The 12,107-nt window shown below is 68.5% G+C and carries 10 protein-coding genes; 6 read left to right on the forward strand and 4 right to left on the reverse strand.

The window, feature by feature from the left end; all coding sequences use genetic code 11:
* Positions 1 to 38: 38 nt before the first annotated feature.
* Positions 39 to 1,406, forward strand: a complete 1,368-nt coding sequence (locus ACJ7VY_RS12345; RefSeq protein WP_313253867.1) for a sigma-54 dependent transcriptional regulator — start codon at positions 39 to 41, stop codon at positions 1,404 to 1,406.
* A 195-nt stretch (positions 1,407 to 1,601) separates the two neighbouring features.
* Here ACJ7VY_RS12345 and ACJ7VY_RS12350 read toward each other — a convergent pair whose 3' ends face one another.
* From ACJ7VY_RS12350 to pilB, 3 genes are all read right to left on the reverse strand, one after another.
* Positions 1,602 to 3,524 carry an ATP-binding protein gene (locus tag ACJ7VY_RS12350; RefSeq protein WP_409475719.1) on the reverse strand — a complete coding sequence of 641 codons (1,923 nt, stop codon included), beginning with the start codon at positions 3,522 to 3,524 and terminating at the stop codon, positions 1,602 to 1,604.
* A gap of 3 nt (positions 3,525 to 3,527) precedes the next feature.
* Complete coding sequence (locus ACJ7VY_RS12355) at positions 3,528 to 5,762, reverse strand: EAL domain-containing protein (RefSeq protein WP_409475720.1); 2,235 nt, start codon at positions 5,760 to 5,762, stop codon at positions 3,528 to 3,530.
* A gap of 276 nt (positions 5,763 to 6,038) precedes the next feature.
* Positions 6,039 to 7,769, reverse strand: coding sequence for a type IV-A pilus assembly ATPase PilB (gene pilB / locus ACJ7VY_RS12360; RefSeq protein WP_293764297.1), 1,731 nt, complete (start codon positions 7,767 to 7,769; stop codon positions 6,039 to 6,041).
* Positions 7,770 to 7,883: 114 nt separating this feature from the next.
* Between pilB and ACJ7VY_RS12365 the strand changes: the two genes are divergently transcribed.
* The 3 genes from ACJ7VY_RS12365 to ACJ7VY_RS12375 all read left to right on the forward strand — a co-directional run bounded on the left by ACJ7VY_RS12365 (position 7,884) and on the right by ACJ7VY_RS12375 (position 9,260).
* Positions 7,884 to 8,156 (forward strand): type II toxin-antitoxin system CcdA family antitoxin, encoded by a 273-nt coding sequence (locus tag ACJ7VY_RS12365; RefSeq protein WP_409475721.1) that lies wholly within the window; start codon positions 7,884 to 7,886, stop codon positions 8,154 to 8,156.
* Entirely contained in the window at positions 8,156 to 8,467 is a 312-nt protein-coding gene (locus ACJ7VY_RS12370; protein ID WP_313247651.1) for a CcdB family protein, read from the forward strand. The genes ACJ7VY_RS12365 and ACJ7VY_RS12370 overlap by 1 nt, the downstream gene beginning before the upstream one ends.
* A 94-nt stretch (positions 8,468 to 8,561) precedes the next feature.
* A complete protein-coding gene (locus ACJ7VY_RS12375; RefSeq protein WP_409475722.1) occupies positions 8,562 to 9,260 on the forward strand; it encodes a hypothetical protein in 699 nt (232 codons plus the stop codon).
* Positions 9,261 to 9,281: 21 nt separating this feature from the next.
* Here ACJ7VY_RS12375 and galE read toward each other — a convergent pair whose 3' ends face one another.
* A complete protein-coding gene (gene galE, locus ACJ7VY_RS12380; RefSeq protein WP_409475723.1) occupies positions 9,282 to 10,256 on the reverse strand; it encodes a UDP-glucose 4-epimerase GalE in 975 nt (324 codons plus the stop codon).
* Positions 10,257 to 10,394: 138 nt separating this feature from the next.
* Here galE and ACJ7VY_RS12385 point away from each other — a divergent pair, with 138 nt between their 5' ends.
* A complete protein-coding gene (locus ACJ7VY_RS12385; protein WP_409475724.1) occupies positions 10,395 to 11,252 on the forward strand; it encodes a glycosyltransferase family 2 protein in 858 nt (285 codons plus the stop codon).
* Between the two features lie 35 nt (positions 11,253 to 11,287).
* A complete protein-coding gene (locus tag ACJ7VY_RS12390) occupies positions 11,288 to 12,085 on the forward strand; it encodes a class I SAM-dependent methyltransferase (protein ID WP_409475725.1) in 798 nt (265 codons plus the stop codon).
* Positions 12,086 to 12,107: the final 22 nt, after the last annotated feature.

A 12,107-nucleotide genomic window follows, 5' to 3' on the forward strand; every position in this document is an offset into this window, starting at 1 on the left:
GATGACGTCCAGTGCCGCTCTCGGCTATCGTTTTCAACATGAACGTGACGCATAGCGCGCTGGTCGTCGACGACGAACGGGACATCCGCGAACTCCTAGTCCTCACCCTCGGCAGGATGGGGCTGCGCATCAGCACCGCCGCCAACCTGGCCGAAGCCCGCGAACTGCTCGCCAGCAACAGCTTCGACCTGTGCCTGACCGACATGCGCCTGCCCGACGGCAACGGCATCGAGCTGGTCACCGAGATCGCGCGCGACCACCCGCGCACCCCGGTGGCGATGATCACCGCGTTCGGCAGCATGGACCTGGCGGTGGAGGCGCTGAAGGCCGGCGCCTTCGACTTCGTCAGCAAGCCGGTGGACATCGGCGTGCTGCGCGGCATGGTCAAGCACGCGCTGGAACTCAACAACAGCGAGCGGGCGGCGCCGTCGCCGCCACCGGAAAGCGCCTCGCGCCTGCTCGGCGAGTCGCAGGCGATGGCCGACCTGCGCACCACCATCGCCAAGGTCGCGCGCAGCCAGGCGCCGGTCTACATCGTCGGCGAGTCCGGCGTCGGCAAGGAACTGGTGGCGCGCACCATCCACGACCAGGGCGCGCGCGCGGCCGGGCCGTTCATACCGGTCAACTGCGGCGCCATCCCCGGCGAACTGATGGAAAGCGAGTTCTTCGGCCACAAGAAGGGCAGCTTCACCGGCGCGCACGCGGACAAGCCCGGGCTGTTCCAGGCCGCGCACGGGGGCACCCTGTTCCTGGACGAAGTGGCCGAATTGCCGCTGCAGATGCAGGTCAAGCTGCTGCGCGCGATCCAGGAGAAATCGGTGCGCCCGGTCGGCTCGGCCACCGAAGTACCGGTGGACGTGCGCATCCTGTCGGCCACGCACAAGGACCTGGCGGCGCTGGTGCAGGACGGCCGTTTCCGCCACGACCTGTACTACCGCATCAACGTGATCGAACTGCGCGTGCCGCCGCTGCGCGAGCGCCGCGGCGACCTGCCGCAGCTGGCGGCGGCCATCCTCAGCCGGCTGGCGCGCTCGCAGCAGCTGCCCACGCCACTGTTGTCGCCGTCGGCGCTGGACGCGCTGGCCGGTTACGCCTTCCCCGGCAACGTACGCGAGCTGGAGAACGTGCTGGAGCGCGCGCTTGCCCTGGCCGATGGCGACAGCATCGGCGCCAGCGACCTGCGCCTGCCCGCCGCGCGCGGCGATGCCGGCTGCGCGGCCGAAGACGCCGCGGTCGAGCTCGATGCCGGCAATGCAGCCCTTCCCTCGTACATCGAACAGATGGAGCGCGCGGCCATCCAGAAGGCGCTGGAAGAAAACCGCTGGAACCGGACCCGTACCGCGGCGCAGCTGGGCATCACCTTCCGCGCGCTGCGCTACAAGCTCAAAAAGCTGGGCATGGACTGACCCGGCGCGCGCCGCCGCGCGGACGGGCGCGACCTTCCAGCAGGAACACTCCCCGCGCCCGCGAGGCGCCCTCCACCGCTTGGCTGCGCCCGCGCGCCCCTCGTGTCCGCGGGCGACCCCGCGCGCACCGCGCGCAAGCGCACGCCGGGGCTACGGCTGGCAGGCCGGGCTTGCGCCGGTACGCCGCGTTTCCGGCTAGCGCGGCTCGCCCTGCGGGCGCTCGGGGGCTTCGCGCGGGATGATCAGGGTGAAGCAGGTCCCCGCCGGCAGGCCGCCCGGATCGCCCGCGCGGTGGCTGCTGACCTCGATCCGCCCGCCCAGTACCTCGGTCACGATCTGGTGGACGATGTGCAGCCCCAGCCCGGTCCCGCCGCGGTTCCGCGCGGTGGTGAAGAACGGCTCGAAGATGCGCGACAGGTGCTCCGGCGCGATGCCGCGGCCATCATCGGCGATCTCGATCCGCACCAGCGCGTCCCCGTCGCGATGCGCGGACAGCCGGATGCGGCCCTGCCGTGCCTGCGGATAGGCGTGCAGCAGCGCATTGTTGAGCAGGTTGGCGACCACCTGTTCCAGCGGCCCCGGGTAACTGTGCAGGGTGATGCCCGGCTCCAGGTCCAGCTCCAGCTCGATGCCCTCGTCCAGGCTGCCGCGGCGCAGCCGCGGGTCGGCATCCAGCAGGACTTCCGCCAGATCGAAATCACGCCGCTCCAGCGATGCGCGGTCCACTGCCACCTGCTTGAACCGCTGCACCAGCGCCGACGTGCGCCGCAGCTCGCCGTCGGCCAGGGTGCAGGCCTCCGTGGCCTCGTCCAGGAAGCTCTCCAGCTCGGACCGGCGCAGACCCGCCATGACCTGCGCCTGCAGGCGGGCGATGCCGCCACGCAATGTGCCCAGTGCCAGCTGCGCACTGGCCAGCGGGGTGTTCATTTCGTGCGCGACGCCCGCCACCATCAGCCCCAGTGACGACAGGCGCTCGGCACGCGCCAGTTCCTGCTGCGCCGCCTGCAGGTGTTCGTTGGCCTGCTCCAGCGCGGCATTGCTGTCGCGCAGCCGCTGCATGTACGCCAGTTCGCGCGCCATGCCGCGCGCCTGCGCCAGCAGCAGCCACAGCACCAGCGCGCCGCCGAGCAGCGCCAGGCCGCCGAGCACGGCCTTCCAGCGCGCGGTCGGCGGGCGCGAGCGGTGCACCAGCAGGCGCAGCTGCCCCACCGTCGGGTCGGCGTGTGCGAGCAGGTCGCCCTCGGTACCGCGCCAGGCCGCCTGCAGGGTGGTGAAGCTCCAGTCGCGCCAGCTGCCGGCGGACCGTCGCTGCATGGCGGCCCACAGCGCCGGATCGAATGTCGCCACGGTGTGCTCGGCGTGGCCCAGCTGCCACCCCCAGGCCTCGCCCGGGGTGGGGCCCACCAGCCAATAGCCGTCGGGGTGGACCAGGTACAGGCTGAAACCCGACTGCGACGCACGGTCGCGCAGGCGCTTGAGCAGCACGCTGCCGTGCAGGTTCACCACGGCCACGCCGACGCTGCCATCGGCCATCAGGAACGGCGAGGAGGCGCGCAGCGTCGGCCGCAACGGCTGCTCGATGCGGCCATTCTCGAAATTCAGGTCCAGCGGGGAAAGATGGATCTCGCCCGGCTGCAGCAGCAGCGCATTCTCGAAGAACGGCCGGCCGCGCTTGTCCTGCAGCGCGCCGCCCGGCACGCGCAGGATGCTGCCGCCCTCCTGGTCCACGCGCAGGCGCTCCTGCCCGGTCGCGTCCATCCAGCGCACTTTGTGGTAATCGCGCCCGGCCATCAGGAAGCTGGTGTAGGTTTCCAGCAACTGCGCCTCCGACCCGGTTTCCAGCAGTCGCGGGGTCAGGAAGGCGATGAAGCGCGTGTCGTCGCGCAACCGGCCCAGCCGGCGCAGCATCGACTGCGCGGCATTCTCCAGCGCATCCTGCGCGGCCTGGCGTTCGGGCAGGCGCACGGCCCGGTCCATTTCGTACCAGAGCATCGGCACCACGGTCAGCAGGCCCAGCAGCCAGGGGGCGGCGATCAGCGTCACCCGCCACGGATGCGCGCGCATCGCGGCCCATGCTTCCTGCCAACGCAGCCGCGGCCACTGCCAGAGGCGGCGCATGGCTCAGCCCTGGCCGCGCAGGCGCGCGATGAAGTCCTCCACCGGTTCGGGATGCGCGAACAGGTAGCCTTGTGCGCAGGGGCACCCGTGGCGGCGCAGCCATTCGACCTGGGCGGGGGTTTCCACGCCCTCGGCGACGATGTCCAGGCCCAGCCGGTGGCCCAGGGTGATGATCATGTCCGCCACGTTGGCGCCCTCGCCCTGCTCGCCCTGTTCGCCGACGCCGGCGGTGAACTGCCGGTCCAGCTTGAGCCGGGTGACCGGCAGCGAATGCACGTAGCGCAGCGACGAATAGCCGGTCCCGAAATCGTCCACCGCGATGCCGAAGCCGAGCCGGCGCAGGCGCGCCAGCAGCTCGCGACCATCCTGGTAATCGCTCATCACCGCGCCCTCGGTGATCTCGATCTCCATCCGCCGCGGCTCGATCCCGTGGCGCGCCACCATGGCGGCCAGTTCCTCGATGAACTCGCGACGGCCCAGCTGCAGCGGCGACACGTTGACCGACAGCGGGATGTCCGGGAAACCCGCCTGCTCCATCGCCCGCAGGGCCTCGCAGACCAGTTCGATCACGCGCCCGCCCAGCGGCACGATCAGGCCACTGGCCTCGGCTACCGGAATGAAGCTGGCCGGCGATTGCGGGCGTCCGTCCTCGGTCCAGCGGGCCAGCGCCTCGGCGCCGACGATGGCCCCGGTCTCGAGATCCACCTGTGCCTGCAGCGCGATGCCGACGCGGTCCTCGCGCAGCGCCCGGTAGAGTGCGCGCGACTCCATGAAGCGGCACAGGTTCTCCTGCTCGCTCTCGACCTGGTATTCGGCCACGCCGTGCCCGCCCTTGGCACGGATCCGGGTGACCAGCAGCAGGCCGGCGGCCACCGCACCGCCCGCGCCGCCGCGGTACTGGTCCAGATCCACCCGTGCCGCATCGACCCGCAGGAACGGCAGCTCACCGGTGTCCTCGCTCTGTTCCAGCGCATCGACGGGATCGGAGGCCAGGTGCGCGGACGGCCCCAGTACCGCGAAGGTGCCTTCGTGCAGCCGCGCGATGCTGCACGGCGGCGGATACATCTGTGCCAGGCGATCGGCCATGCGCTGCAGCAGCAGGTCGCCCTGCTCCGGCCCCAGTGCCAGGCTGCCGTCGCTGTACTGCCCCAGGTCGACCACCAGCAGGCTCTGCCCACAGCGCCCGGGCTGTTCCAGCACCTGCCGCAGGTCGCGGCGCAGGGCATTGCCGTTGGGGATGTCCAGCAGGCTGTCGCGATAGGCGACGCGCTCCAGCCGCGCCGCCAGGTCGACGTTGACCAGGCCGGCATTGGCATGGGTGACGAACACCTGCAGCAGTTCGTGCTCCTCGGCGTCGAGCGAACGCTCGGTCGCTAGATAAATGGCCATCGGCGCCACCGTGCCGCCGCCATCCAGGAACAGCACCTGGCTGGACGGCATGCCGATGCTGCAGCGGCGGGTGAACGCGTCCAGCAGCAGGTCGCGGACCATGGGGTCGGCGATGTCCTGCACGCGGCACCCCTGTAGCGTCGCGAAGCCGCCATCGGCCGCGGTCACCATCGCCTCGGACACCGGCAGGTCGGCCGAACCGTCGTGCACGCACACCAGGCCATCGAGCGGCACTTCCAGCAATGCCGCCAGTTCGCACAGCAGCTGGCGCGAAAAATCGTCGGGGTCGCGCAGCCCGGCCAGGCGGCTGCCGGCCTGCACGATGTGCTTCAGGCCGCGCTTGGCCCGCGCCAGCGCGTGGATCTCGCTCCAGGTCCGCAGCGAGCCGGTGACGATGCCCTGCAGCCGCTCGCGGTACAGATCGGTCTTGAGCCAGTACTCGCTGATGTCCAGCTGCTGCAGGGTCTTGCGCAGCGGCGCCATGCCCGGCTGCCCAGTGATCAGCACGATGCGTACTTCGGAGTTGCCCAGCTGCTCGCGTACCGCGCGCACCAGCTGCAGGCCGGCGTCGTCGGTCTCCATCACCACGTCGAGCAGGATCGCGGAGATGCCCGGGTTGGCGGCCATCACGTCGCGCGCTTCGCTGGACGATGACGCCGTCAGCAGCCGCAGCGGGCTTTCGTTGAAACGGAAATCGGACAGCGCCATGCGCAGCGACTGCTGGAAACCGGGATCGTCATCGACGCTCAACACGGTGAAAGGAGAACTGTCCGGCGGCTGGCCACCATCGACCAGTTCCTGGCGGAACTCGAACATCCTGTCTTCGCCCGACCATGCGCTACCGCTCATGCCCCTTCCCCCCAGACCTGGCTGCCCTGGACCGACACGTGCCGCGCCAGCGTAGCGCAATCATGGCCGGCGGTGGAACTGCCTTCGAGGGCCCCGGGAGGGCCGCCCCGGCGGGCTTCCGGGCACCCGGCACCGGGGTGGCCGGCGGCTGTCCCGGGACCGGCCGGCAGCGGCGGCCCCAGCCGCCCGGGCCAAGCCCGGGAACACCCCCGACCGGCCGCCTGGCCTCGCAACTGGCGCCGGCCTCCCTGGACGGAAGGGGGCGCCCGGGGCGGGTCAGTCCTTGGTGACGCGGTTGATCTCGGTCAGGCTGGTGATCCCCTGCGCGGCCTTGAGCAGGGCCGACTGGCGCAGGTCGTTGACCCCGATCTTCTGCGCGGCCTCGGCGATGTCCAGCGCGTTGCCGCCCTGCAGCACGATGGTGGCGATCTCGTCTGTCATCGGCATCACCTGGTAGATACCGGTACGGCCCTTGTAGCCCTCGGTGCACTCATCGCAGCCGACCGGCTCGTAGAGCTGGATGCCCTTGTCGATCTGCTCCTGGGTGAACCCCTCGGCCAGCAGCGCATTGTCTGGCAGGTGCGCCGGCTTCTTGCAGTTGGCGCACAGGCGCCGCGCCAGGCGCTGGGCGATGACCAGGGTGACCGAAGAGGTGATGTTGTACGGGGCGATGCCCATGTTCATCAGGCGCGCGATGGTCTGCGGCGCGTCGTTGGTATGCAGGGTGGACAGCACCATGTGGCCGGTCTGCGCCGCCTTGATGGCGATCTCCGCGGTCTCCAGGTCACGGATTTCGCCGACCATGATCACGTCCGGATCCTGGCGCAGGAACGAGCGCAGCGCCGCGGCGAAGGTCATGCCGCGCTTGTTGTTCTGCTGCACCTGGTTCACGCCCGGCAGGCGGATTTCAACCGGGTCCTCGGCGGTGGAGATGTTGCGGGTCTCGTCGTTGAGGATGCCCAGCGCGGTGTACAGCGACACCGTCTTGCCCGAACCGGTGGGGCCGGTCACCAGCACCATGCCGTACGGCTTGTGGATGGCGTCCAGGAACAGCTTCTGCTGCACCGGTTCGTAACCCAGTTTGTCGATGCCCAGCTTGGCCGCGCTGCCGTCGAGGATACGCAGCACGATCTTCTCGCCGAACAGCGTCGGCAGCGTGCTCACGCGGAAGTCGATCTGCTTGGTCTTGGACAGGTTGAGCTTGATGCGGCCGTCCTGCGGCACCCGCTTCTCGGCGATGTCCAGCTGCGACATCACCTTCAGGCGCGCGGCGATGCGCTCGCGCAGCTTCACCGGCGCCCGGGCCACGGTCTTGAGCAGGCCGTCGATGCGGAACCGTACCCGGTAGTCGTCTTCGTACGGCTCGAAGTGGATGTCCGAGGCGCCACGGCGGATCGCGTCCACCAGCACCTTGTTGACGAACTTGACCACCGGGGTGTCGTCGCCCTTGGCGTCGATGCCGGTATCGCCACCGCCCCCCATGTCCTCGTCGCCGGCGGCGACGTCCAGGTCGCCCATGCCCTCTTCGTCGTCGCCCAGCCCGCCGGCCAGGCTTTCGTTGCTCGCCACCCACAGGTCGAGCGTGCGCCGGATCTGGTCCTCGTCGACCAGGATCGGCTCGACCACCAGGTTGGTATGGAACTTGATCTCGTCCAGCGACTGGGTCGGGTTGCTGGTGCCGATGAACAGCTTGCCGCCACGCCTGAACAGCGGCAGCACGTTGTGCTTGCGCAGCAGCTCCTCGCTGACCAGCTTCATCGCGTTGTGGTTGGCGTCGAACACCGAGGCATCCAGCAGCGGCATGCCGAACTCGACCGCATTGGCCGCGGCCAGCTGCGCGGCGTTGACCAGCTTCTTCTCGGCCAGCCACTGCGCCAGCGGCACCTTGGCCGCCGCCGCCTGCGCCATCGCGTTGCGCGCCGCGGTCTCGTCCAGTGCGCCGTCCTGCACCAGGCGGCGGGCGATCCCGGTGATGCCCACGAGATTGGCGGCGACGGCTGTATTCATGGTGTTCCCCGGCATGGACGACAGTTGGGCGATTGTACGGGGGGAAGCGGGATGGCGGACGTCTTGGAAAAGGCGCGATGCGTTGCGCACAACGGCAATGCGCATATAATGCGCATGAAGCCGGAGAAAATTCCAATGCTTGCGCTCTACGACACCACTGCCCCCAAACGCCCGGTCAATCTGTCCCTCAATCAGGATCTGGTCGCCCAGGCGCGTAACCTGACCACGAACCTGTCCGCCGAGGTGGAAGCCATGCTGGCAAGCTTTGTCGAACAAAAGACCCTTGAATTGCGCAACGACCGCGAGCGACTGAAGAAATCGACGGATGTCTGGAACGACTTCAACAACCGCCACGGCTCCATCGCCGACGAGTTCTCCACGCTCTGATGGCCCAGTACGACGTCTTCGAGAATCCAGGCAGGAACCCGGCGATTCCCTACGTGGTGGATGTGCAATCGGCCTCCTTGGGCGGATATCACCGAAGGATGGTGGTTCCGCTGGTACTGCGTACAGCGCTCCCGGACATCCACCACGCCACCTTGAACCCGATCTTCGTGATCGAGCACAAGCAATGCGTATTGCACCCTCTTGAGATGGTGTCGGTGCCGGCCAGCAAACTGGGCAAACCCGTGCACTCGTTGTCGGCTCACGCCAACACGCTGATCGGCGCGATCGATATGCTGATCTCCCAGGCATAGGGCAGGAAAGCCGCTAGACCAGACGCCATCCGGCACGTCCGTCCAGAACCCCCCGCCATTGGACATGGCGCCTTCCCCCTGCCCCCATTCTTCCATGACCCGCTGGAAAGCCGCCGCCGTACATGCCCTGGCCAGCCTGGTGCTGGTCGCCGCGATCGCCGCCATCATCGTGCCGCTATGGCACCCCTGGGGGCTGTACCGCATCTCGGGGGTGCTGCCGCTGCTGGGGTTGCTGCTGCTTGCGCAGATGGTCGCCGGGCCGTTGCTGACCCTGGTCGCATTCAAGCCGGGCAAGGCAAGCCTGCGCCTGGATCTGGTCATCATCGGCCTGCTGCAGCTGGCGTTCCTGCTCTTCGGGCTGCACATGCTGTGGCAGACCCGGCCGGCATTCGTGGTCGCCAGCGACATGCGCCTGGCCGTGGTCCTGGCCAACGAGGTGGAGGCATCCGGCCGGGCCCGGGCCAGCGATCCCCGCTGGTCGCGGCTGGCATGGGGCACGCCACGGCTGGTGGGCCTGCGGCCGGGAACGTCACGCAGCAGCCACGACTCCGCGCTCGCCGCCTTCCTCGATACCGGGATGGAACGGGAGCGGAAGCCGGGGTGGTACGTGCCCTACGCCGACGTCGTACCGCGGCTGGCCTTCAACGCCGCGCCCAGCACCGCCGACGGCCAGCCCGCTGCCAACCCGGCAGACACCCCGTTCCGCAGCCTGCCGATCGTGGCCCGGCACGGCGCCGGACGCATGGTGCTCGACGCCGGCAGCCTGCAGCCGGTGCGGGTGGTCACCTATTGACCAACGCGCCGCAACGCCGGCTCACCAGGGCTGTGCGCGATGCCAGCGCCAGGCACTGTCGATGATGGCCTCCAGGTCGGTCCAGGCCGGCGACCAGCCCAGTTCCGCCTGCGCCCGCCGGCTTGAAGCGACCAGCACCGCCGGATCGCCGGCACGGCGCGGCGCCATCTCCCAGGGCACGGCGCGACCGGTGACCGCCGACGCCGCGGCGATGACCTCGCGCACGGAAAAGCCGCGCCCGTTGCCGAGATTGAACGCATGCGCGCCCGGATGGGCATCCAGGTAATCCAGCGCCAGCAGGTGCGCCTGCGCCAGATCCTCGACATGCACGTAATCACGGATGCAGGTGCCATCGGGCGTGGGATAGTCGCCGCCGAATATCTTCAGCGCCAGCCCGCTCCCGAGCACCGACCGCAGCACGTTGGGAATCAGGTGGGTCTCGCAGGCGTGCGACTCGCCGATGCACGCATCGGCCGTCGCGCCGGCCGCATTGAAGTAGCGCAATGCCACCGAATCCAGCCCGTAGGCCGTCGCCGCGTCGGCCAGGATGCGTTCGACCATCAGCTTGCTGGCCCCGTACGGGTTGATCGGCCGGGTGGGATGGTCCTCGTCGACCATGCCGGCAACCGGGTGACCGAACACCGACGCGCTCGAGGAGAACACCAGCCGCCGTACCCCGTGCCGGCGCATCGTCTCAAGCAGGTTGAGGGTGCCGACCACGTTGCTGGCGTAATAGTCATAGGGCCGGACCATCGACTCGGCGACCAGCGAGCGCGCGCAGAAGTGGAACACGGCGTCGAACCGCTGCCCGGCGAATGCGGCCTCCAGCGACGGCGGGTGCAGCACGTCGGCCTGGATCAACCGCCCCCATTGCACCGCCTGCGCGTGCCCGGTGGACAGGTCGTCCAGCACCACCACCTCGTGGCCATGCGCCGCCAGCAGCCGCGCCATGTGGCTGCCGATATAGCCGGCGCCGCCGCAGACAAGAGCTTTCAACGGGCACCCCGGTGGATGGCAACGGCAAGGGCATAATTCTATGCCGATGGCCCCAGCACAAGGAATGAGAACCCGCTCCATCCCAGGGCGGCAGGTTCCCGCTACCATGTCCGCCGGGGAGAACGACGGGTAAAGAACGTGCAGCGATTGAGCATCATATTGCCGGCGAAGAACGAGGCCGAGGGGCTGCAGCGCACCCTGCCGGCACTGCGCCAGGCCTGGCCGCTGGCGGAGATCATCGTGGTCGACGATGGCTCCACCGACGCCACCGCCACCATTGCGGCCGGCCACGGCGCCCGGGTGGTCAGCCACCCCTACTCCATGGGCAATGGCGCGGCGATCAAGCGCGGCGCACGCACCGCCAGTGGCGAGATCCTGGTGTTCATGGATGCCGACGGCCAGCACAGCGCCGAGCACATCGGCGCCCTGCTGGCCAAGCTGGACGAGGGCTACGACATGGTGGTCGGGGCTCGCGACCGCAGCGGCCAGGCCAACCTGCACCGCGGCCTGGCCAACGGCTTCTACAATCGCCTCGCCAGCCACATGACCGGCCATCGCATCGACGATCTCACCTCCGGCTTCCGGGCCGTGAGGGCCGAGCGCTTCCGCGAATTCCTGCACCTGTTGCCCAATGGCTTCAGCTACCCCACCACCAGCACCATGGCGTTTTTCCGCAGCGCCTACCCGGTGGCCTACGTGCCGATTCCGGTCGCACGGCGCGTGGGCACCAGCAGCCATATCCGCCCGATCAAGGACGGCATCCGCTTCCTGCTGATCATCTTCAAGATCGCCACGCTGTACTCGCCACTGAAGCTGTTCGCGCCAATCGCCGCGTGCTTTTTCCTCACCGGGCTCGGGTATTACGGCTATACCTTCGCCACGATGCACCGGCTGACCAACATGAGCACGCTGCTGTTCAGCGCGGCGGTCATCATCTTCCTGATCGGGCTGATTTCCGAGCAGATCACCAATCTGACCTACCGGCGTGATGGTTGATCCGGGTCCATTCGAATGCGGATAAACATCTTTAAATGTTGAGCCCGGGATATTCCAAGACCAACGGCATCGTCATGCCGGAGATAGGCTGGACACCCCCTATCCGCTATCTCCTGCGCCGAAACAGAATCCTGTCCGCCCTCGGCACCGTTCCTGCCGGAAAACTGCTGGAGATCGGCTGCGGCGCCGGGGCATTGCTGTACGACCTGGCCCGTATGGGCTTTGTCGTCCAAGGTCTGGAGACGTCGGATGAAGCCCGCGCAACAGCCGAGAAGATCGCACGGCAATGTTCGCAGCCACACGGGATCCACCCGGCCCCACAGCCGGACTGGAACGGCGGTTTCGATCTGGTCTGCGCTTTTGATGTGCTCGAACACATTGAAGACGATCACAGGGCGCTGGATCAGTGGCTGCGATGGCTGGCGCCCCACGGCAGACTCGTCCTCTCGGTGCCCGCCCATCGCGCCCGGTGGGGCCAGGGCGATGTATGGGCGGGACACTGGCGACGCTATGATCGCCAGGACATACAGCAATTGATCCAGTCACACGGCCTGGAAATCCAGCATTTCGAGTGCTATGGCTTTCCCTTGGCGAACGCGACCGAATGGCTTGGCAATCGCATCTACCGCAAGCTGATCCAGCAGCGCGGTGAAAAAACCAAGGAACAGGCCTCCGCCTCCAGCGGCATCGACCGTCGCAACTATGCCCCTTTCAGCAGGCTGATCGCATCGGCGCCCGGCAGGGCGTTGATGTCCACCGCCTTCGCGATCCAGTCCATGACCCGAAACACCGACTGGGGCAGCGGCTATCTGTTGGTGGCAAGCAGGCGATGAAGCGACTATGGCGCACAGCCGG

This window comes from Stenotrophomonas sp. Y-13, from assembly GCF_046267925.1.
GTDB lineage: Bacteria > Pseudomonadota > Gammaproteobacteria > Xanthomonadales > Xanthomonadaceae > Stenotrophomonas > Stenotrophomonas acidaminiphila_A.

Coding starts and splice junctions, on each gene's coding strand:
- ACJ7VY_RS12390 (WP_409475725.1), top strand. CDS start 11,288: ATGTTGAGCCCGGGATATTCCAAGACCAACGGCATCGTCATGCCGGAG.
- ACJ7VY_RS12365 (WP_409475721.1), top strand. CDS start 7,884: ATGAAGCCGGAGAAAATTCCAATGCTTGCGCTCTACGACACCACTGCC.
- pilB (WP_293764297.1), bottom strand. CDS start 7,769: ATGAATACAGCCGTCGCCGCCAATCTCGTGGGCATCACCGGGATCGCC.
- ACJ7VY_RS12370 (WP_313247651.1), top strand. CDS start 8,156: ATGGCCCAGTACGACGTCTTCGAGAATCCAGGCAGGAACCCGGCGATT.
- ACJ7VY_RS12350 (WP_409475719.1), bottom strand. CDS start 3,524: ATGCGCCGCCTCTGGCAGTGGCCGCGGCTGCGTTGGCAGGAAGCATGG.
- ACJ7VY_RS12355 (WP_409475720.1), bottom strand. CDS start 5,762: ATGAGCGGTAGCGCATGGTCGGGCGAAGACAGGATGTTCGAGTTCCGC.
- ACJ7VY_RS12375 (WP_409475722.1), top strand. CDS start 8,562: ATGACCCGCTGGAAAGCCGCCGCCGTACATGCCCTGGCCAGCCTGGTG.
- ACJ7VY_RS12345 (WP_313253867.1), top strand. CDS start 39: ATGAACGTGACGCATAGCGCGCTGGTCGTCGACGACGAACGGGACATC.